The 19,939-nt window shown below is 74.1% G+C and carries 23 protein-coding genes; 9 read left to right on the forward strand and 14 right to left on the reverse strand.

Annotated features, from left to right (window positions below):
* Positions 1-42: 42 nt before the first annotated feature.
* A complete protein-coding gene (locus tag BM093_RS25000; RefSeq protein WP_093350516.1) occupies positions 43-741 on the reverse strand; it encodes a nuclease-related domain-containing protein in 699 nt (232 codons plus the stop codon).
* A gap of 83 nt (positions 742-824) precedes the next feature.
* On the opposite strand from BM093_RS25000, the gene BM093_RS25005 reads away from it, so the two are divergent.
* Positions 825-1,334 (forward strand): DnaJ family domain-containing protein, encoded by a 510-nt coding sequence (locus BM093_RS25005; RefSeq protein WP_093350519.1) that lies wholly within the window; start codon positions 825-827, stop codon positions 1,332-1,334.
* Positions 1,335-1,853: 519 nt separating this feature from the next.
* Here the strand turns inward: BM093_RS25005 and BM093_RS38220 are convergent.
* From BM093_RS38220 to BM093_RS25025, 4 genes are read right to left on the reverse strand one after another with little or no spacing between them, the layout of a single operon-like run.
* Entirely contained in the window at positions 1,854-2,342 is a 489-nt protein-coding gene (locus tag BM093_RS38220; protein ID WP_093350522.1) for an SRPBCC family protein, read from the reverse strand.
* Complete coding sequence (locus BM093_RS38225; RefSeq protein ID WP_093350525.1) at positions 2,326-2,658, reverse strand: metalloregulator ArsR/SmtB family transcription factor; 333 nt, start codon at positions 2,656-2,658, stop codon at positions 2,326-2,328. The genes BM093_RS38220 and BM093_RS38225 overlap by 17 nt, the downstream gene beginning before the upstream one ends.
* Before the next feature lie 8 nt (positions 2,659-2,666).
* Positions 2,667-3,173: a hypothetical protein gene (locus tag BM093_RS25020; protein WP_093350528.1), complete on the reverse strand. Its 507-nt coding sequence runs from the start codon at positions 3,171-3,173 to the stop codon at positions 2,667-2,669.
* Positions 3,170-3,820 carry a DUF1707 SHOCT-like domain-containing protein gene (locus BM093_RS25025; RefSeq protein WP_245773778.1) on the reverse strand — a complete coding sequence of 217 codons (651 nt, stop codon included), beginning with the start codon at positions 3,818-3,820 and terminating at the stop codon, positions 3,170-3,172. Before BM093_RS25025 ends, BM093_RS25020 begins: the two co-directional genes overlap by 4 nt.
* A gap of 206 nt (positions 3,821-4,026) precedes the next feature.
* Here BM093_RS25025 and BM093_RS25030 point away from each other — a divergent pair, with 206 nt between their 5' ends.
* Genes BM093_RS25030 through aroQ form a run of 3 tightly spaced genes read left to right on the forward strand, consistent with a single transcriptional unit; the run spans position 4,027 to position 6,385 of the window.
* Positions 4,027-5,238, forward strand: a complete 1,212-nt coding sequence (locus BM093_RS25030) for a sensor histidine kinase (protein ID WP_143105512.1) — start codon at positions 4,027-4,029, stop codon at positions 5,236-5,238.
* On the forward strand, positions 5,235-5,924 hold the full coding sequence (locus tag BM093_RS25035) for a response regulator transcription factor (RefSeq protein ID WP_093350535.1): 690 nt from the start codon (positions 5,235-5,237) through the stop codon (positions 5,922-5,924). Before BM093_RS25030 ends, BM093_RS25035 begins: the two co-directional genes overlap by 4 nt.
* Positions 5,912-6,385, forward strand: a complete 474-nt coding sequence (aroQ, locus tag BM093_RS25040) for a type II 3-dehydroquinate dehydratase (protein WP_218162921.1) — start codon at positions 5,912-5,914, stop codon at positions 6,383-6,385. The genes BM093_RS25035 and aroQ overlap by 13 nt, the downstream gene beginning before the upstream one ends.
* 27 nt (positions 6,386-6,412) lie before the next feature.
* On the opposite strand, the gene BM093_RS25045 is transcribed toward aroQ, so the two are convergent.
* Together BM093_RS25045 and BM093_RS25050 are read right to left on the reverse strand one after the other, a co-directional pair.
* Positions 6,413-6,721, reverse strand: coding sequence for a DUF6457 domain-containing protein (locus BM093_RS25045; RefSeq protein ID WP_093350541.1), 309 nt, complete (start codon positions 6,719-6,721; stop codon positions 6,413-6,415).
* Between the two features lie 84 nt (positions 6,722-6,805).
* The gene (locus BM093_RS25050) at positions 6,806-7,213 is read right to left on the reverse strand and encodes a VOC family protein (RefSeq protein WP_093350544.1); all 408 of its coding nucleotides are present in this window, start codon (positions 7,211-7,213) and stop codon (positions 6,806-6,808) included.
* A 127-nt stretch (positions 7,214-7,340) separates the two neighbouring features.
* On the opposite strand from BM093_RS25050, the gene BM093_RS25055 reads away from it, so the two are divergent.
* Both BM093_RS25055 and BM093_RS25060 read left to right on the forward strand, forming a co-directional pair.
* Positions 7,341-8,330 carry a Gfo/Idh/MocA family protein gene (locus tag BM093_RS25055; protein WP_093350547.1) on the forward strand — a complete coding sequence of 330 codons (990 nt, stop codon included), beginning with the start codon at positions 7,341-7,343 and terminating at the stop codon, positions 8,328-8,330.
* A gap of 83 nt (positions 8,331-8,413) precedes the next feature.
* Positions 8,414-9,880 carry a peptide MFS transporter gene (locus tag BM093_RS25060; protein ID WP_093350550.1) on the forward strand — a complete coding sequence of 489 codons (1,467 nt, stop codon included), beginning with the start codon at positions 8,414-8,416 and terminating at the stop codon, positions 9,878-9,880.
* A 96-nt stretch (positions 9,881-9,976) separates the two neighbouring features.
* Here BM093_RS25060 and BM093_RS25065 read toward each other — a convergent pair whose 3' ends face one another.
* The 3 genes from BM093_RS25065 to BM093_RS25075 form a co-directional block, all read right to left on the reverse strand.
* Positions 9,977-10,258 carry a hypothetical protein gene (locus BM093_RS25065; RefSeq protein ID WP_093350554.1) on the reverse strand — a complete coding sequence of 94 codons (282 nt, stop codon included), beginning with the start codon at positions 10,256-10,258 and terminating at the stop codon, positions 9,977-9,979.
* Between the two features lie 131 nt (positions 10,259-10,389).
* Positions 10,390-10,809, reverse strand: coding sequence for an anthrone oxygenase family protein (locus BM093_RS25070; protein WP_245773779.1), 420 nt, complete (start codon positions 10,807-10,809; stop codon positions 10,390-10,392).
* The gene (locus BM093_RS25075; protein ID WP_177238697.1) at positions 10,806-11,666 is read right to left on the reverse strand and encodes an NmrA family NAD(P)-binding protein; all 861 of its coding nucleotides are present in this window, start codon (positions 11,664-11,666) and stop codon (positions 10,806-10,808) included. The genes BM093_RS25070 and BM093_RS25075 overlap by 4 nt, the downstream gene beginning before the upstream one ends.
* Before the next feature lie 136 nt (positions 11,667-11,802).
* Here BM093_RS25075 and BM093_RS25080 point away from each other — a divergent pair, with 136 nt between their 5' ends.
* The gene (locus BM093_RS25080; RefSeq protein WP_093350560.1) at positions 11,803-12,804 is read left to right on the forward strand and encodes an AraC family transcriptional regulator; all 1,002 of its coding nucleotides are present in this window, start codon (positions 11,803-11,805) and stop codon (positions 12,802-12,804) included.
* A 430-nt stretch (positions 12,805-13,234) separates the two neighbouring features.
* Here the strand turns inward: BM093_RS25080 and sigJ are convergent, their stop codons facing one another.
* Positions 13,235-14,182, reverse strand: coding sequence for an RNA polymerase sigma factor SigJ (gene sigJ / locus BM093_RS25085; RefSeq protein ID WP_093350564.1), 948 nt, complete (start codon positions 14,180-14,182; stop codon positions 13,235-13,237).
* Entirely contained in the window at positions 14,179-15,228 is a 1,050-nt protein-coding gene (locus BM093_RS25090) for an FAD-dependent oxidoreductase (RefSeq protein WP_093350567.1), read from the reverse strand. The genes sigJ and BM093_RS25090 overlap by 4 nt, the downstream gene beginning before the upstream one ends.
* Before the next feature lie 110 nt (positions 15,229-15,338).
* On the opposite strand from BM093_RS25090, the gene BM093_RS25095 reads away from it, so the two are divergent.
* Together BM093_RS25095 and BM093_RS25100 are read left to right on the forward strand one after the other, a co-directional pair.
* On the forward strand, positions 15,339-16,076 hold the full coding sequence (locus tag BM093_RS25095; protein WP_093350570.1) for an SDR family oxidoreductase: 738 nt from the start codon (positions 15,339-15,341) through the stop codon (positions 16,074-16,076).
* A gap of 82 nt (positions 16,077-16,158) precedes the next feature.
* Positions 16,159-16,698 carry a bifunctional nuclease family protein gene (locus tag BM093_RS25100; RefSeq protein WP_093350573.1) on the forward strand — a complete coding sequence of 180 codons (540 nt, stop codon included), beginning with the start codon at positions 16,159-16,161 and terminating at the stop codon, positions 16,696-16,698.
* A 39-nt stretch (positions 16,699-16,737) separates the two neighbouring features.
* On the opposite strand, the gene BM093_RS25105 is transcribed toward BM093_RS25100, so the two are convergent.
* The gene (locus tag BM093_RS25105; protein WP_093350576.1) at positions 16,738-18,588 is read right to left on the reverse strand and encodes an ABC transporter ATP-binding protein; all 1,851 of its coding nucleotides are present in this window, start codon (positions 18,586-18,588) and stop codon (positions 16,738-16,740) included.
* Between the two features lie 34 nt (positions 18,589-18,622).
* Positions 18,623-19,885, reverse strand: a complete 1,263-nt coding sequence (locus tag BM093_RS25110; protein ID WP_245773780.1) for a multidrug effflux MFS transporter — start codon at positions 19,883-19,885, stop codon at positions 18,623-18,625.
* Positions 19,886-19,939: the final 54 nt, after the last annotated feature.

A 19,939-nucleotide genomic window follows, 5' to 3' on the forward strand; every position in this document is an offset into this window, starting at 1 on the left:
GCGCCGAGCCCGGGAAGCCCGTAGCCACATCCTGCCCGGGTGTCACGCCCAGCTCGCCGGACGACGGGCGACCTCGTGGATCCGCCCGACCGCGGCCGGTCCCAGCACGGGGGCCATCCCGCGCAGCGCGGACACCAGCGCTCCTTCGGTGGCGACCACGACGTCGTCGGGCCAGCGCCGGACCCGCATCGGCGTGCCGACGACCGCGATCACCGGCCGGACCGGCACCGCGCTGTCGTCGCCGAGGTGGGGCAGGAGCAGTGAGCGCACCCGGCGTGCCTCGTCGCGGGCCCGCGGTACCGCGTCGGTGGCCACGCCGGACACGACCAGCCGGTCGTTGTCGAGCAGGACGGTGCGGTGCAGGTGGTGCCTCGAGTTGATCACGCAGATGCCCGGTGGCCCGATCAGGACGTGGTCGAGGTCGGCGGCGCCGCCGTCGAGCGGGACGGAGTGGAGCACCCGCCAGCGCGGTGGCCTGCCGAGCAGCCGGTCCCGGCGGGTGCGGCCGGTCAGCCGTTCCAGCAGCTCGGCGGTGCGTCGCTCGCCGTCGGCACCGAGGCGCCAGTTGCGGTCCGGGTGCCCGGCCTCCCGCACGTGGGCGGCCACGTGCCCGGCCCGCCGGCCCGGGTAGTGCCGGGCCAGGTCGATCGTGCGGGAGCGGTCGACGGTGCCGTGTGCCGGTGCCCCGGCCGGGCCCACCGGGACCGGGTTCGCGGACGCGTTCATGGGGGTCGGGTTCATGCGCGGAGTGTGGACCGGACCCCTGACAGAATCCGGTGCGCGCGTCGCCGTCGCCGGTATCGTCGGGAGCGGGGTGAGCGGTCATGAGCAGGGTGGACCCACGTTTCGAGTCCCCGGTCGACCGGGCGATCCGGGAGGCCGTCGAGCGCGGCGACTTCGACGACCTGCCGGGCAAGGGCAAGCCGCTGCCGGGCGCCGGGACCACCGGCCCGATCGACGAGAACTGGTGGATCCGCGGCTATCTCGAGCGCGAGGGGGTCTCCGGCGACGCGCTGCTGCCGCCGTCGATCCAGCTGCGCAAGGAGCTCGACGGGATCGACGTCGCCGTCGCCCGGTTCACCGACGAGCGCCGGGTCCGCGAGCACGTCGAGGAGGTGAACTCCCGGGTCGTGGACTACATGCGGCACCCGATGGGTCCGCGGGTGCCGGTCCGGAAGCTGGACGTCGACGAGGTCGTCGCACGCTGGCGGACGGTCCGGGAGAGTCGGCGGGCCCGGGCGTCGACCGGCCCGGTGTCCCCGGCCCCGGCGCCGCGGTCGTCCGGCGCGCACCCCCGCCGCAGCTGGTGGGCCCGCCTCCTGCGCCGATCCTGAGCCCGCGCCGCAGCAGGCCCGGTCGCGAGCCCGGGTCACCGATCGGCACGTTGCCGCCCGCAGCAGGGCGTTGCCGTGCATCTCGGCGACAGTGCAGTGTCGATCAGCACGGTGCAGCCCGTGCCGGGGCGTCAGCGTGCAGCTCGGCCGCCGTCGCCGGGTCGATCAGCACGCTGTGGTCCGTGACGGGGCATCGGCGTGCATCTCGAGTGTGACCGGACGTCGAGCAGCGCAGTGTCGCCCCGAGGTCGCGGTGCCGCTCGCGACAGGTCCCGCGAATGCACAGCCGCGTGCCCTGCGGCGGGCGCCCCGCCCACACTCCGGCGGGGCGCTACCGTGCTTCTCGGCGACCCCGCACTGTTGATCAGCACGTTGCCGCCCGGGGTAGGGCGCTGCCGTGCGTCTCGGCGGCCTTCGCAGTGCCGATCAGCACGGTGCAGCCCCTGTCGGGACCTCGGCGTGCATATCGGAGCTGCCGCGATGTCGATCAGCACGATCGCGCCCGGCGCCGGCGGCGGGTCAGGCGCGGGCCGGGGTGCGCGGCGCGTAGTGCCCCGGCCCGGCCAGCGGCCGATCGGTCTCCAGCAGCGTCTTCAGCGCCGCGAGGATCGCCGGCCAGCCCTCGCCGACGTCGCGGATGTCCTGCTCGCCCTGCTCGTCGGCGGTGAACCCGGTGTGCAGGACCTGCAGCTTCACGGCCTCGTCGCCGAACGGGGAGATCGTGAAATCGACGACCGTCGGCGGTCGCCCGGCGGCCTCCTCGGCCCGCCCGGTGAAGGTGTAGGACAACCGGTGCGGCGGCTCGACGGCGAGGATCTTCCCGATGAAGTCCTCGCGGTCCGGGTGGACGGCTTCGAGCGGGCTGCCGACCTGCCAGTCGGAGGTCAGCTCGGCACCGCCCCAGTACTGCATGGTGAACTCGGGCGTGGTGAGCGCGCGGAACACCTGCTCGGCAGTGCTGCGGATGTAGGTCGTGTAGACGTAGCTGCGGTCATTCGTCGAGGTCATCGCGGTCCTCCAGCGCGGCGCGCAGGGTGGTGATCGCCTGCACCCGGCTGCGCTCGAACTTCCCGATCCACCGGTCGTGGATCTCCTGGATGGGCACCGGGTCGAGATGGTGGAGCTTCTCCCGGCCGCGGCGGACGGCGGACACGAGCCCGGCCGACTCCAGCTGGGCCAGGTGCTTGGAGACGGCCTGCCGGCTCATCCCCATCCCCTCGCACAGCTCGCCGAGCGTCTGCCCGCCGCGTTCGTGCAACCGGTCGAGGACGCGCCGCCGGGTCGGGTCGGCGAGGGCCCGGAAGACGGCGTCGACGTCGGTCACGCCGGCAATTATGCAACCAATTGGTTGCTCGTCAAGCGCCGGATCCGTCCCCACGGCTTCTCGCTCGACAGCACCGAGGCGCTCAGCAGCATGACCTGGTGCAGGACCGAGCTGGTGACCAGCGGCCACAGCAGTGACGGGTCCTGCGCGGCGGCGTCGATCCAGCCCGTGTTCAGCACGACCGAACCGACGATCATGGCCAGCGCCAGCACCGTCTTCACGACCACCCAGTAGTGGCGGAACAGTCCCCACGCCGTCCCGAGCCCCAGCGCCGCCCCGGTCAGCACCGTGCCGACCGCGAAGATCGGGATGATCCCGCCGCCGACCACGGCCATGGCCGGCGCGACGAACGCCGCGCCGGCCCCCTGCACCAGCGCGGCAGCCGGGAGCACCAGCATCACCGCGGACAGCCCGGTCCAGCCGACCGCCAGCACGACGTGCGTGCTGCGTACCCAGGACCGGGCCGTCCGCCCGAGCCGGCGCACGGGTGCGGCCCGGCCGGCGACGGTGGTCATCGCAGCTCGTCCGGCACGGCGTCGTCCGGTGACGGCTCGCGCTCGGCCCGTCGCGAGTGGACGAACAGGATCAGTCCGAGCCAGAACGCCGGCCCGATCGGCATGAACAACGGCGCCGGCCCGAACACGGCCGCCGTCAGCAGGAACAGCAGGACGGCCGCGGTGACGCCGGCGTGCACGCCGAGGATCCGCCGGGCCCGTGGGGTGAGCGGCCCGCGCGGTGGACGGCGCGGCCGCGGCGGGGTGGGCAGGCCGGACAGTAGGGGGACGAGTTCGGCGCGGGTGCGTGCGGCGTACGCGGCGGCCTGGCGCTCGTCGGCCTCGTCGAGGGTCAGCCGGCCCTCGGCGGCCGCCTCGCGGATCCGGTTCGTGACGTGCTCGCGCTCGGAGTCCGACGCGAGCACCGCGTCGTCGCCGGGCGGGACCGTCCGCCGCTCCGGGACCGCGGTGGCGATCGGATCGGTCATGGCCGCCACGGTGGGCCGCGCGGACGCAGCAGGGTCGGTGTCGGCCCGGTCGGTGTCGGCCCGGCTGGTGTCGCCGCGGACAGTGTCGGTCTCGTCGGTACCGCGCCGAACGCCGTCGGCTCGTGCGGCGGTGGTCGGGTCGGTGTCGGTCCGGTGGGTGGTCTCGGGTGTCGTCGTCATGCCGTCGAGCGTGTCCGCCCGGACCTGCCCGGCGCGTCCGTCCGCGGTCGCCGATCCCGCTGCCGCCCGGATGGCAGCACGGCACCCCGGCGTACTCCCCGGGGCGTACGTGACCGGCCTCCCCGCGGAGGGCGCTCGGTGTCGGTGTCCCGGTCTACCGTGACGCCCGTGCTCACCGACCGGCGTCCGGGCTGGTGGGGCGGGTCGTGCGAACCCTCGTCCTGCCGGCGGTCGTCGCGCTGCTCACCGCGGGCGGCACCGCGTTCGCCCAGGGCCGCCGCTGGGGCCCGCCGGACGCGGTGCCACCGGCCGGGATCCCGCTCGACGGCGTGGCCGTCGCGCTGCTGGCGATCGGGCCGCTCGCGCTGGTGTTCCGCCGGGCGAACCGGGTTGCGGCTCTGGCGGTGACGGCCGGCGCCGCCGTCGTCTACCTGGGGCTCGGCTATCCGCCGACGGGCCCGGTCGGGCTCGCGGTCGCCGTCACGATCGTGTCCACCGTCGCCGCGGGGCGCCACCACCGGGCGCTCGTGGTGGTGGTCGCGGCGGCCGTCGTGCTGCTCGGCTGGATGCTGCTGTCCGGGCGGGAGGTGCCGTGGGCGGCGACCGGCCCGGTGCTGGCCTGGCTGGCCGCGCTGTTCGCCGTCGGTGCGCTGTGGCGGGTCCGCCGGGAGCGGATCGAGCAGGCCCGCCGTGCGGCCGAGGAGGAACGGCGTCGCCGTGCCGGGGAGGAGCGGCTGCGGATCGCCCAGGAACTGCACGACGTCCTCGGTCACCACGTCTCCCTGATCAACGTGCAGGCGGGGGTGGCGCTGTTCCTGATGGACGACGACCCGGAGCAGGCCCGCACCGCCCTCACCGAGATCAAGCGGGCCAGCCGTGACCTGCTCCGCGAGATGCGCTCCACCCTGGGCGTGCTGCGGGGGGTGGACGAGCAGGCGCCGCGGCTGCCCACACCGGGCCTGGACCGCCTCGACGCGTTGCTCGACGAGGTCCGGGCGGCCGGGCTGCCGGTGCGGCGCCGGACCGACGGTGCGCCGTGGCCGCTGCCGACGGGCGTGGACCTGGCGGCGTACCGGATCGTGCAGGAGTCGCTGACCAACACCCGCCGGCACGCGGGGGCGGCGGCCGCCGTCGTCACCCTGCGGTACACCCCGGACGGGCTGGAGCTGACCGTGGACGACGACGGGGCAGGCCCGGCCGGGGAGACCGTCGACGGCACCGGGCTGACCGGCATGCGGGAGCGCGCCCGCTCGGCGGGCGGCACCCTGGATGCGGGCCCCGGACCGGAGCAGGGGTTCCGGGTGCGCGCGTGGCTGCCGGTGTCCGGGCCTGTGTCCGGGCCCGGGAACGGACACGAGGAGACGGAACCGGCCCCGCCCCGCGCGACGGCCCCGGAGAACGGGAGGGTGGACCGGTGATCCGTGTGCTGCTCGCCGACGACCAGGCGCTGGTCCGGTCCGGGTTCCGGGCGCTGCTCGGCTCCCAGTCCGATCTCGAGGTCGTCGCCGAGGCCGCCGACGGCGCCGAGGCCGTCGCCGCGGCCCGCCGGCACGCGCCGGACGTGGTGCTCATGGACATCCGGATGCCGGGCACCGACGGGCTCACCGCCACCCGGGAGATCACCGACGATCCCGCCCTGAACGGCACGAAGGTCGTCGTGCTGACCACCTTCACCGACGACTCGTACGTGTTCGACGCGATCCGGGGCGGTGCGAGCGGGTTCCTGGTGAAGGATTCCGAACCGGCCGACCTGATCCACGCCATCCGGGTGGTGCACGGCGGTGAGGCGCTGCTCGCGCCGGGTGTCACCCGCACGCTGATCGCCGAGTTCGCGGCCCGCTCCCGGGGTGGCCCACCCGGCTCGACCCGGCTGGACGTGCTCACCGACCGGGAACGCGAGGTCCTCGCCGAGGTGGCCGCGGGCCTGTCCAACGACGAGATCGCCGCCCGCCTGCACATGAGCCCGACCACGGCGAAGACGCACGTCAGCCGCACGATGACCAAGCTGGACGCCCGGGACCGTGCCCAGCTGGTGGTGCTGGCCTACGAGTCCGGCCTGGTCCGGCCGGGCTGGACCGGACGGGTGGGAGGATCCGGCGGGTGACGACCGTCTTCGTGTTCAACGGCCCGAACCTCAACCTGCTCGGCACCCGCAAGCCCGAGGTGTACGGCACCACGGTGCTCGCCGACGTCGAGGCGATGTGCCGGGACTCCGCCGCGGCGCACGGCCTCGACCTGGACTTCCGGCAGACCAACCACGAGGGCGCGCTGGTCGACTGGATCCACGAGGCCGGGGCGGCGGTGAAGCGGGGCGACGCGCTCGGTCTCGTGCTGAACGCGGCCGCCTACACCCACACCTCGGTCGCACTGCACGACGCGATCGAGGGCGCGGAACTCCCCACCGTCGAGGTGCACATCTCCAACGTGCACGGCCGGGAGACGTTCCGGCACCACTCGTACGTCTCCCCGGTGGCAGCCGGGATCGTGGTCGGGTTCGGGGTCGACGGCTACGCCCTGGCGATCGACGGGCTCGTCCGGAGGTTCCGGCCGCTCCGCTCGGTCTGACGGCGGCCACGGCCGGAACACCCGGGCCTATCCCGCGCGGTTCGCGGGGTCGTTCGGCGGCTCGGCACGCTCAGTGTCGGCGTTCCAGCTCCGGGCGAGCGCGCCGATCTTCTCGGTGAAGTCCTGCGCGGCCACCGGCGGTTCCTCGGCCCGCCCGGCGGCGGCACCGATCAGGAACGCTGTGCGGCCGGCCGCCGCGGGACCGACCCGGTCGGCGACGAGCTCGGTGATCCGTGCGACGGCGTCGAGCCCTTGGCTGCTCTCGACCGTCCCGTGCAGGCCGAGCTCCCGCTCGACCGCGTCCAACCAGGTCTCGATCTGCTCGTGGGTTGCCATACGGACCGGGTTCCCACGATCCGCCGTCCCACTCGTCACCGGACCGCCGCGCACCCCTCGTGCACGGCGGTCCGGGAGGTCCGGTCAGCCCCCGATGGCCGACGGGTCCATCCAGACGAACTCCCAGCGGTGCCCGTCCGGGTCGTCGACGCTGCGGCCGTACATGAAGCCGTGGTCCTGGGTGTCGCCACCCTGGCTGCCGCCGGCGGCCAGACCGGCGTCGGCGAGCCGGTCGACCTCCTCGCGGCTGTCGGCGCTCAGCGCGTTGATCACCTCGCGTGCGGTGCCCGGCGCGGCGACCGAGCCCTGCGTGGTGAACTCGGTGAACCGCTTCTCCGTCATGACCATGGCCACGATCGCGTCGCTGACGACGAACGACGCCGTCTGCTCGTCGGAGAACTGCTCGTTGAGGGTGAAGCCGAGGCCCGAGTAGAACGCCTTGGCGACGTCGAGGTCGGCGACCGGCAGGTTCACGAAGATCATCTTCGGCATCGCGGGCTCCTGGTTCCGTCGGTGCACCGGGCTCTCCGGCGCCGTTCGAGAGGGGAGACCGCGGGCATCCGCGGAACTCATCGCCCACCCGGGAATCCAGCCCCGGCGTCGGGCAGGATCAGCCGCCATGACCGTGAAGTGGGGAGTCATCGGACCGGGCCGGATCGCCGACAGCGTCGTGCCGGACTTCGCGCACGTCCCGGACGCCGAGCTGGTCGCCGTCGCCTCCCGGTCCGCGGAGCGCGGCGCGGCCTTCGCGGCGAAGCACGGCATCGGGCGCGTGCACACCGGCTACCGGGCGATCCTCGAGGACCCGGAGGTCGACGTGCTCTACGTCGCGACCCCGCACCCGCAGCACCGCGGGATCGCCCTGGCCGCCCTGGCAGCCGGCAAGGCGATCATGGTGGAGAAGTCGTTCACGGTGAGCTCGGTGGCCACCCGGGAGGTCGCGACGGCCGCGCGCCGGCACGGGGTCTTCGCGATGGAGGCCATGTGGACGCGGTTCTTCCCGGCCGTCGTCCGCCTCCGCGAACTGGTGGCCGAGGGGGCGATCGGTGAGCTCCGCTCGGTGCAGGCCGACCTCGGCGTCCGCAACCGGACGGCGCCCGACGACCGCTTCTACTCCGCCGAGCTCGGCGGCGGCGCGCTGTTCGACCTCGGCGTCTACGTGATCTCGTTCGCCCAGATGCTGCTCGGCGCCCCGTCGACGGTCGCCGCGGCCGGTGCGCTCGCGCCGTCCGGGGTGGACCTGGAGGAGTCGATCGTGCTCGGCTGGCCCGACGGGCGCAGCGCCGCGCTGCAGGTCAGCCTGCAGTGCGCGATGCCCGGCTCGGCCCGGGTGATCGGCACCGAGGGCTGGATCGAGGTGCCGCCGCGCTTCCACCACCCGGACCGGATCGTGCTGCACCGGCACGGCGCCGACCCCGAGGAGATCGTGCTCCCGGCGACCGGGCGCGGCTACGCCCACGAGCTCGCCGAGGTCACGCACCGGGTCGCCGCCGGGGAGGTGGAGAGCCCGGTGATGCCGCTGGCCGACACGGTCGCCGTCCAGGACGTGATGGCCGCGGTCGCCGACCGGATCGGGATGATCCCGGAGGAGGGACCGGCCACCCTGTGAGGTGGTCGCAATCCGGTGAAGTGTGAGCTACTGATCGGTAGCTTGCTCTTTACCTGGCGCAACGTCAGGTGTAGACCGGGCCGGTGACCGATCTCACTGACTCATCCCCACGCCGGGAGAAGACCTTTCTCGGCCATCCCACCCAGCTCGGGACGCTGTTCGGCGTCGAGATGTGGGAACGCTTCTCGTTCTACGGCATGCAGGCGATCCTGCTGTACTACATGTACACGGTCGTCACCGAGGGTGGCCTCGGCTACGACCCGGGCGTCGCCGCCGGCGTCGTCGGTGCCTACGGCGGGACCGTCTACCTCTCCACGATCCTCGCCGCCTGGGCCGGGGACCGGCTGTTCGGCCCGGAACGGGTGCTGTTCGGCAGCGCGCTCTCCGTCATGGCCGGGCACATCTCGCTGGCCCTGCTCCCCGGGAGCACCGGGCTGGCCATCGGCCTGGTCCTGGTCGCGCTGGGCAGCGGCGGCATCAAGGCGAACGCCTCGACGATGATCGCGATGCTCTACGGCGAGGGCGACGACCGTCGCGACGCCGGGTTCTCCATCTTCTACCTGGGCGTGAACATCGGTGCCCTGGTCGGTCAGCTCCTCACCCCGGTCCTGCAGGAGAACGCCGGATTCCACTGGGGCTTCGGCCTCGCCGCCGTCGGCATGGCGCTCGGTCTGATCCAGTACACGTTCTTCCGGAAGAACCTGCCGCCCGAGGGCAGGATCGTTCCCAACCCGCTGCCGCAGCAGCAGAAGGCACGCTTCGGGGCGATCGGTGCCGTCGCACTCGTCGTGGTGCTGGTGCTGGTGTTCACCGATGTGATCACCGCCGGGCGGCTCGACCTGATCGTCACCGCGATCGTCGCCGTCGCCACCGTCGCGTACTTCTCCCTGATGCTCACCAGCCCGAAGGTGAGCCGGATCGAGCGCCGCCGGGTGCTCGCGTTCCTGCCGATGTGGGTCGCCAGCGCGATGTTCTGGGCGATCTTCCAGCAGATCTTCACGGTGCTGGCGATCTACGCCAAGGAACGGACGGACCGGTCCGTGTTCGGCCTGTTCGAGATCCCGGCCGGGTCGGTGCAGGCGATCGAGCCGTTCTTCGTGGTGCTGCTGGCGGGCGTCTTCGCCACGGTGTGGACGAAGCTGGGGCCGCGCCAGCCGTCGTCGCCGCTGAAGATGGCCATCGGCACGATCATCATCGGGCTCGGCTTCCTGCTGTTCGTCCCGCTGGCCGGTACCGGCGCCAACGGCACTCCGCTGCTCGCGCTGGCCGGCATCCTGCTGATCTTCTGCATCGGCGAGCTGTTCACCTCGCCGGTGGGGCAGTCGCTGTCCACGAAGCTGGCCCCGGAGGCGTTCCGCACCCAGATGGTGGCGCTGTTCTACCTGTCGGTGTCGATGGGCACGGTGCTCGCGGGCGTGCTCGCCGCCTTCTACAGCGCCGAGAACGAGGCGGCGTACTTCGGGATCACCGGCGCCGTGGCGATCGTCGTCGGTCTCGTCGTCGTTGCGATCGTGCCCAAGCTGAAGGTGCTCATGGAGGGCGTCCGCTAGTCCGCGCGACCTCCGTCCAGGGGAAACGCCTGTGGCGTCGAACACGGGTTCGAGGTGTCCCCAGGTGTGCACGCCCCTGTGGACAACTCGTGTGGATCACCGGCGACGGGTGCGCCGGACCGTGGGCCGGTCCATCCCGTCGCCGGTCATCTCCCGGGCGATCCGTACGACGTGCGCGCGGACGTCCGGGTCCAGGTCCGCCGTGCGCAGGGCCAGCAGCTCGAGGATCGATGCCATGCCGAACGCGTACTCGGGGCGGGGCAACACCCCGGCGTAGTGCGCCTGGACCGCGTCGTGCCGCAGTGCCGCCGCGGCGCCGAGCACCGTCTCGCGGTCGGTGCGCAGGGCGGAGAGCCGGCGGCGTTCGTGGGTGTTCATGCTCCCCCGGGGGTCGGGCGGTCGGTACGGGCTCGCCCGGGGGAGCGGGCGCGGGACCAGCGTGCACTCCCGCACCGTCCGGGGCCAGTGGTGTCCCCGAGATGTCGCACACACGTTCGACGTCGTGCGCCCTACAGGGACAGCAGCACCACGGTGAGTACCGACGTCATCGCCCGGCCGTGGTTCGCGACCGTCCACCGGGGTGCGAGCGGGCCCCAGTCCCCGCCGCGCTCGAGGGCCGTGTTGAGCGGGATGTTGACCACGAAGGTCACCACGAAGCCCGCCAGCCCGGCCAGCGCGCCGGCGAGCCGCAACGGGTCCCCGGCGAGCACGGCCGCGACCAGCAGCGCCAGGCACGCGAGGGCGGTCCCGCCGAACAGCAGCCCGAAGACGGGGTTCAGGATCGCCCGGTTCCCCTCCCGCATGGTCGCGGTGGCCTCGTCGGGCGGACGCCGGCGCAGCGCGGGCAGCACCGCGACGGAGAACGCCAGGTAGACCCCGCCGAGCAGGCCGGAGCCGAGGGCGGCGACGGGGGCGAGCACCCCGATCACGACGCGACCCCCGCGGCCCACTCCTCCACGGTCAGGGTGCCGGTGGCGTCCCCGCGCGGGTCGTGCGCGCGCACCCGGCCCGCGTTGAACGCCCGGTTCATCGCCACGTGCAGCCGCGCGGTGTCCGCCGGCATCCCGGCCTGCTGCAGCACCTGCTCCATCTCGGCGTCCGGGAGGCGGACGTAGGACAGGTCCGGGAGGCCCAGTGCCGGGCCGAGCGCGGCGACGACCTCGGGCACCGTCCGGTCGGCCGGCCCCGGGACCTCGACGATCCCCGGTGCGGACGGGGCGAGCAGCGCGGCCGCGGCGGCCCGGCCGACGTCGCGGGTGGCCACCATCGGCAGCGCGACGTGCGGGTCGATCGAGTCCGCATGCACCCCGTGCGCGCGCATGGCCTCGGCGGCCTGCAGGAAGGACTCGAGGAACATGCCCGGCCGCACGGCGGTGACCCGGGCGTCGAGCGTCGCGAGCCGGGCCTCCTGCTCGTGCAGGCTGCCCAGGTACCCGGTCACCGACAGGTCCGGTCCGCCGGGGACCTCGGCGCCGAGCGAGCTCAGCGCGACCACCCGCGGTACCCCCGCCTCGCGCAACGCCGTCACGACCGAGCTCCCCAGCCGGGCCTGGGACGCCGCGTAGCCGGGTGTCGTGGCGTCCAGCGGCAGCAGGACGAACGCGGCGTCCGCGCCGTCGAACGCGCGGCGCAGGAACGCCGTGTCGCCCATGTCGCCGGGCCACGGCTCGGCGCCGTCGATCCGGCCGATGGTGCGGGCGACCGCGCGGACCGGTGTCCCGGTGGCGCGCAGCTCCCGGACGACCTGGCTGCCCACGTTCCCGGTCGCACCCAGAACGGTGATCATGTCGAGCTCCCCTCGTCGGTGTGTGCGATCCATGCTCGACCGACTCCGCAGGACGCAGAAGCACCATCAGTCCACATCTGTTGCTCAATCGTCCACAGCTGGGGATGATCTGTGGACGGCCTGTCATGCTGTCCCCATGCCCGCCGCGCCGCCGTTCCCGGTCGCCGATCCGCTCGGCGAGGCGCTGCACGTGCTGCGGATGGACGGCGTCTTCTACTGCCGCTCCGAGCTCGGCGAGCCGTGGGGGATGACGCTGCCCGCGACACCCGGCTGTCTCTGGTTCCACGTCGTCACCTCGGGTGGCTGCCGGCTGACGGTGGAGAGCGGGGACGGCGGCCGGGGCACCGAGCACGTCCTGCGGCCGGGCGAGCTGGCGCTCGTCCCGCACGGGGCCGGGCACGTGCTGCGCCACGCGCCGGACGCGTTCGCCCCGGACATCCGGTCGATCCCGCACTCGATGCTCGACGGTCGCTACGCCCTGCTGCGGCACGGCGGCGACGGTCCGGTGACCCGGATGGTGTGCGGCGCCGTCCGCTTCGGGCACCCGGCGGCCCGTGAGCTCGTCGAGCGGTTGCCCGGCCTGATCCGGGTCGAGCCCTCACCACGGGGCGACCGCGTCCAGGACACGCTGCGGCTGATCGCGGCCGAGATCGAGGACGGACGGCCGGGCAGCGAGGCGGTGATCACCCGGCTGGCCGACGTGCTGGTCATCCAGGCCGTCCGCGACCGGCTGGAACAGGACGCGGACGCCCGCACCGGCTGGCTCGGCGCGCTGGCCGACGAGCGCATCGGCCACGCGCTCGCCGCGGTGCACCGTGCGCCGGAACGGGCGTGGACGGTCGCGACCCTCGCGGCGACGGCGGCGATGTCCCGTTCGGCGTTCGCGGCCCGGTTCACCGACCTCGTCGGCGAGCCCGCGATGACCTACGTGACGCGGTGGCGGATGCACGCGGCCGTCGACGTCCTGTCGGGGGGCGATGCGACAGTGGCCGAGGTCGCGTACCGGTTCGGCTACCGGTCCGAGGCGGCCTTCGCCCGGGCCTTCGTCCGCGTGGTCGGTGAGCCGGCGGGGCGGGTGCGCCGGCGGGCCGCCGGGCGTGGCCCGGCCGGGCTGGAGGCGTTCGCGACGCCCGGCTGACGACATGCCGGGGGGTCGTACGCATGTTCGACGCAGGGGTGCTACGCTGCATCGACACGTCAGGGGAAGGAGTCGATCCGCTCGTATCGAGCGGTATCGCATCGGAGCTAGACGGCGGTAGGCGACCTCATCGAGCGTGCTCGATGACGGGGTATCGCGCTGTCTCGGTGGAGGGTTAGAAAGTCGTATATACGGCGATCGGACGCCGTTGATGCGTGAGTATCGGTCTGTATCGGATCAGTCCGATACTCCGGTAGAGAGTCGCATCGACGAGTGCCGATCGCTGTATGCCGGTTTCTAGCGCGAACCCGAGACGGCCCGATGTACCGCGATCACCGGGTCCGCTCGGGTTCTCTGCTGCGCTCTACCCGTAGCCGTAGACGCCGGTATGGACCGGAAGCGACGCACCGGGGGTCCGCCGGGCGCGGCGTCACAGATGAGCGAGCTTGTCCGGGTTCCGCACGGCGTAGACGGCGGTGACCAGGTCGGCGTCGTCGACCTCGGCGATCTCCAGCAGGATCGCGGTGTGGACGGTGCCGTCCTCGCGCAGCAGCACGGCAGGCATCCCGTTGAGCACCCCGAACTCCGGCCCGGCGGCGGGCAGCGGCCACCGCGTGAGCCCCACGAGCAGCCGGGCGACCTTGTCCCGTCCGTGGATCGGCCGGAGTGCCGCCGAGGCCTTCCCGCCGCCGTCGGCCAGCTGGACCGCGTCCGGCGCGAGCAGGGCGGCCACGCCCTCGATGTCGCCGCCGAGTGTCGCCTCGACGAACGCCTCGGCGACCCGCCGGGCCCGGTCCGGCGGGACGGTGAACCGCGGCCGCCGCGCCCGCACGTGCTCCCGGGCCCGGTGGGCGATCTGGCGGACGGTGGCCACCGGCCGGCCGAGGGTCCGCCCGATCTCGTCGTAGTCGACGTCGAACGCCTCCCGCAGCACGAAGACCGCCCGCTCGTCCGGCGACAGCGTCTCCAGCACGAGCAGCATCGCCACCGTCATGTCGTCGGTGCGCAGCGCCCGGTCCGAGGCGTCCTCCCCGGTCGGCAGCGGCTCCGGCAGCCACGGGCCCGGGTAGGTCTCGCGGGTCCGGGCGGTGCTGCGCAGCCGGTTCAGCGCCTGCCGGGTGACGGTGCGGGCCAGGTAGGCCCGCGGGTTCGCCACGTCGTCGCGGTCCACGGCGGACCAGCGCAGCCAGCTGTCCTGCAGGACGTCCTCGACGTCGGCGACGCTGCCGAGGATCTCGTAGGCCAGCCGGAACAGCAGCCCGCGGTGCCGGTGGAACTCGGCGAGCGGGTCGGCCGGGGCGTCGGCCGCGGCAACGCCGTCGAGCCGGTCCGGCCCGGCAGCTCCCTCGTGCCGGTCGTGCCCACCCGTGCCGGTCATGCCGCGCGCCCCCGCACCGCTCGCAGCGTGTACCGGACGACCTGCTCCTTGACCAGCGCGCCGGCCCGGCCGCCGACCGTGAGCCGGCGCGGCGCGTCGTGGCTGTCGACGAACTGCACGAGCGCGGCGCCCGGCCCGAGGGCCAGGCACTGGGCCTGGTAGGCGATCGACGCGGCCGGTGCGGTCCGGCCGGCGAGCCCCGCGGTGACCGTCCGCGCCGCCGCCGTACCGAGCGGGACCGCGGCCTGGCAGCTCGCCCGGACGAAGCCGACCCCGGGCGGGGCGGTGATCGCATCCCCGGCACCGACGATCCGCGGATCCCCGACGCTGGTGAGCGTGTCGTCCACGCGCAGCCGGCCCGCGTCGTCGACCGGCAGGCCGCTGCGGCGGGCCAGGTCCGGGACCGCGGGCGGGGTCGCCCAGACCACCAGGTCCGCGCCCAGGTCGGCGGGGCCGGTGACGGTGGTGTGCTCGCGCAGCGAGATCCCCAGCTCGCGCAGGCGGGCCCGGACCCGCTCGCGTCCCCGATCGCCGATCCCGGCGGCGACGTCGGCGTCGGTCACCAGCCGCACCGCGAGCCGCGGCCGGGCGACGGCGATCTCGGTCGCCGTCTCCAGCCCGGTCAGCCCGCCCCCGACGACGGCGACGACCGCGCCGTCGGCCAGCCCGCCGACCGCCGCCCGCAACCGGGTGGCGTCCTCCAGCGTGTCCACCCGGTGACCGCCGTCCGGGGCCGGACCGCCACCGCTGCCCACCGCGTACACCAGGCGATCGAAACGCATCACGTCGCCGTCGTCGAGGGTCACCTCGCCGTCGCCGATCGCGGTGACCCGGGCGGCCCGGGTCCGCACCCGCCGGTCGAGCACGCGGTCCAGCGGGACCGTCGCCGGACCGCTGCCCGCGGCGAGGCGGTGCAACCGGATCCGCTCGACGAACTCCTCCCGCGGGTCGAGCACCGTCACCTCCGCCGCGCCCGTCGCCGCGATCCGGTTCGCCGCGGTCGCGCCCGCGTAGCCCGCGCCGATGACCAGCACCGTCGTTCCCATGATCGTGTCCTCTCCGTCGTCCGTGCGTGTGGGATGAGGACACCGGCCACCGCGGTGGGCGTGACCGCGTGTGCCGTGGCTCACAGCGCGGCGCGTGCCAGGGTGGGCGGATGAGCGGCGTGGCGGTGGTGACCGGGGCGGGATCGGGCATCGGCGAGGCGGTGACCCGGTCACTGCTCGACGCCGGCTGGCGGGTCGCGCTGGCCGGGCGGCGGGCGGACCGGCTCGACGCCGTCGCCGGCGGGCACCCCGGCACGCTGACCGTGGCCACCGACGTGGCCGAGCCGGCGTCGGTGGCGGCACTGTTCGCCGCCGTGCAGGCGCGCTGGGGGCGGCTGGACCTGCTGGTCAACAACGCCGGCACGTTCGGCCCGGGCGGCACCGTCGACGAGATCGCGGTCGAGGACTGGCAGGACACGGTCGCGGTCAACCTGACCGGCTCGTTCCTCTGCGCGCGGGAGGCCTTCGCCGCGATGCGCGCCCAGGAGCCGCAGGGCGGGCGGATCATCAACAACGGCTCGGTCTCCGCGCACGTGCCCCGCCCGGGCAGCGTCGCCTACACCGCGACCAAGCACGCGGTCACCGGGCTCACCCGGTCGCTGTCGCTGGACGGGCGGCCGTTCGGCATCGCCTGTGGACAGATCGACATCGGCAACGCGGCGACCGACATGACCGCCGGTGTCGCGGCCGGGGCCCGGCAGGCCGACGGGTCGGTGCGGCCGGAGGCGACGTTCGACGTGGCGCACGTGGGCGAGGCCGTCCGCTACATGGCGGCGCTGCCGCTGGAGGCGAACGTCCAGTTCCTCACGCTCACCGCGACGACGATGCCGTGGCTGGCCCGCGGCTGAGCGACGGCGTCTCGTTGTGAGACGCGATCACTGCCGCGGAGTGAGAGAATGCCGTGACCCACATCACCCGGGAGGGGCGCGGATGACCCGGACGATGCACGTCCTCCGACTGATCGTGCATGCCCGCTCGCGGCAGCCGGTGCTGCTGCTCGGCGAGGCGGGTGGCGAGCGGTGCGTTCCGGTGTTCCTGCGACCCCCGCAGGCCGAGGTGATCGCGGCGGGCCGCCGGGACGACTCCAGCACCGCCCTCACCCAGGACGTGCTGCTCCCCGTGGTGGAGGCGCTCGGCCGCACCCTGGACGCGGTGGAGATCAGCGATCTCACCGACGGCGTCTACACCGCGGAGCTGGTCTTCGACGACGACACCCGGCTCGCGGTGAAGCCGTCGGACGCGCTGTCCCTGGCCGTGCGGGAGGGCCTGTCGATCGGCATGGCCGAGCACGTGCTCGACGAGGTCGGCCAGCCCATCGAGGAGGTCCTGCCGCCGGACACGACCGACGAGCGCGGGATCGCCGCGCAGGCCCGCGCCGCGACCGGCGGCGTGCCGGCGGAACCACCGGAGGAGCAGCTCCAGCAGTTCCGCGACTTCATCGACGAGGTCTCCCCGGACGACTTCCGGTAGCGCGTGCGTGGTTGTCGCGGCCCGGACCGCGACAACCACTCACGAGCGCGTAGCGCCCTCCAGCTCCGCGTAGCGCCCGTCCCGGGCCAGCAGCGTGGCGTGGTCGCCGCGCTCGACGATCCGTCCGTGCTCCAGCACGAGAATCTCGTCGGCGTCGCGCACGGTCGAGAGCCGGTGCGCGATCACGATCGCCGTCCGCCCGTCGAGGGCCTCGGCCAGCGCGGCCTGCACCGCGGCCTCGGAGGTCGTGTCCAGGCTGGCGGTCGCCTCGTCGAGCACCACCACCCGTGGCCGGGCCAGCAGCACCCGGGCCACCGTCAGCCGCTGCCGCTCGCCACCGGAGAGCCGGTACCCGCGTTCCCCGACGACGGTGCCGAGCCCGTCCGGCAGCGAGGCGACCAGCCCGTCGAGCCGGGCCCGGCGCAGCGCGTCCCACAACTCGGTGTCCGGCGCCTGCGGGGCCCCGATCCGCAGGTTCGCCGCGACCGTGTCGTGCAGCAGGTGCCCGTCCTGGGTCACGAACCCGACCGTGCGGTGCACCGACTCGGCGCTCAGCTCCCGCACGTCCGCGCCGCCGATCCGGACGGCGCCGGTGCCGGTGTCGTAGAGCCGGGCGACCAGCTGCGCGACCGTGGACTTGCCGGCCCCCGAGGAGCCGACCAGTGCGACGGTCCGCCCGGCCGGGACGGTGAACGACACGTCGTGCAGCACCTGCTCGCCGCCGCGGGTGTCCAGCGTCGCGACCTCCTCGAGCGAGGCGAGCGAGACCTGGTCCGCGGTCGGGTAGGCGAACGAGACGCCGTCGAACTCGACGCCCACCGGCCCGTCCGGCACCGCCCGTGCCCCGGGTGCATCGGAGATCATCGGTTTCAGGTCCAGCACCTCGAAGACCCGCTCGAAGCTGACCAGCACGGTCATGATCTCCATCCGGGCCCCGGCGAGCGCGGTCAGTGGCTGGTAGAGCCGGGTCAGCAGCATCGCCAGCGACACGACGTCGCCCGCGGACAGCGCACCGGACAGGGCGAACCCGCCGCCGACGCCGTAGACCAGCGCCACCGCCAGCGAGGACGCCAGCGTCAGCGCCGTCACGAAGACCCACTGCAGCATCGCCGAGCGCACCCCGATCGCCCGCACCCGGCCGGCCCGCTCGGCGAACTCCGCGGACTCCTGGGCCGGACGCCCGAACAGCTTGATCAGCGTGGCGCCGGGGGCGGAGAACCGCTCGGTCATCCGGGTGCTCATGGCCGCGTTGTGGTCGGCGGCCTCGCGTTCCAGCGCGGCCAGCCGGCGTCCCATCAGCCGGGCCGGGACGAGGAACACCGGCAGCAGCAGCGCCGCCAGCACCGTGACCTGCCACGAGATCGCCAGCATCACGCCGAGCGTGAGCAGCAGGGTGACCAGGTTGGACACCACCCCGGCGAGGGTGTCGGAGAACGCCCGCTGGGCCCCGAGCACGTCGGAGTTGAGCCGGGAGACCAGCGCACCGGTGCGGGTGCGGGTGAAGAACGCGACCGGCATCCGCTGCACGTGGTCGAACACCGTCGTCCGGAGCTGGTGGATCAGGCCCTCGCCCAGGTTCGCCGACAGCCACCGGCTCACCAGGCCGAGCCCCGCCTCCAGGACGGCCGCGCCCGCGATCAGTCCGGCGACGGCCGCGAGCACCGGCAGCGGGGCCCCCGAGGTGATCGCGTCGGTGGCGCGCCCGGCCAGGACCGGGGTGACGACGGTGAGGACGGCCCCCGCGGTGCTCGCGACGAGGAACCAGCCCATCCGTCTGCGGTGCGGACGGGCGAGCCGGAGTATCCGGCGGGCCGTCTCGCCCGCGGGCCGGCGCTGCCGACCCGGTTCGTGGGTGGCGCTGTGCATGGCCCGGTAGATGCTCGCGTCCATGTGCCGGACCCTAAGAACTCACGTTCACTTCAGGTCAAGCAGAAGCGGGGGGCTCGTTGAGATCGGGCAGCGTCCACGGCCGGACGACCAGCACCAGCGACAGCCCGGAGAGCCCGATCGCGGCGAACATCGCGGTCCCCATGGCGGTCGCGTCGTTGCCGAGCAGCCCGACCAGCGGCGAGGTCACGGCGCCCAGGCCGAACTGCAGGCAGCCGAGCAGTGCGGCCGCCGTCCCGGCCGTCTCGCCGTGCCGGGCCAGCGCCAGGGCGGGCGCGTTCGGCATGACGAAGCCGGCCGAGAGCAGCAGCGTCCAGACGCCCGCGAGGACGGCCGGGAGCCCGCCGGTCCCGGTCGCCGTCAGCACCGCCAGCGCCAGCCCGGCCAGCACGCCCACGGCGACCGCGCCGCTCATCACCCGGCGCGGCTCCAGGTAGCGCAGCAGCACCGGGTTCAGCTGCGTGCCCACGACCAGCCAGATCGCCCCGGCGCCGAAGGCCACCCCGAACGTCTGCTGGTCCATCCCGAACTGGTCCTGGAAGACGTACGCGGCGCCCGAGACGTAGGAGAACAGCGCACCCATCGCGAGGCCCGCGACGAGGACCAGACCGACGAACGTCCGGTCCCGCAGCAGCATCCCGTAGGTCCGCACGGTGGCGCCGACGCGTGCGCTGCGCCGGCGGGCCGGGGGCAGCGTCTCCGGCAGCCCGGCCGTCACCACGGCCAGCATCACCAGGCCGTATCCGGCGAGGAACAGGAACACCCCGCGCCAGGACACCCAGGTCAGCAAGCCGGCACCGAGCGTCGGCGCCAGCACCGGGGCGGCGCCCATCACGAGCATCAGCCGGGACAGCATGGTCGCGGCCGCACGGCCGGTGAACAGGTCGCGCACGATCGCCAGCCCGACGACCGCACCGGCCGACGCGCCGATGCCCTGCAGCACCCGCAGCACCGTCAGCACCTCGATCGACGGCGCCACCGCCACCAGCGCCGAGGCCAGCACGTGCAGCCCGGTGCCGAGCAGCAGCGGCAGGCGGCGACCGTAGGCGTCGGACAGCGGGCCGATCAGCACCTGGCCCAGCGCGAGGCCGACCAGGGTCCCGGTCAGGGTCAGCTGCACCGTGGTCCCGGAGGCCCCCAGCTCGCTGCCCACCTCCGGCAGCGCGGGCAGGTAGGTGTCGATCGTCAGCGGACCGAGCGCGATCAGCGCACCCAGCACCAGCGCGAGCCGGACCCGGCTCGGCGCCCCGGCACCGGTGTTCGCGGTGTTCCCAGTGCCGACGGTGTTCGCAGTGCTCACCGGTTCCCCCCTCGTGTGGACACGCTCCCGTGCAACCTCACGAGGGGTGACCGG

The sequence above is a fragment of the Pseudonocardia ammonioxydans genome, assembly GCF_900115005.1.
GTDB classification, from domain to species: domain Bacteria; phylum Actinomycetota; class Actinomycetes; order Mycobacteriales; family Pseudonocardiaceae; genus Pseudonocardia; species Pseudonocardia ammonioxydans.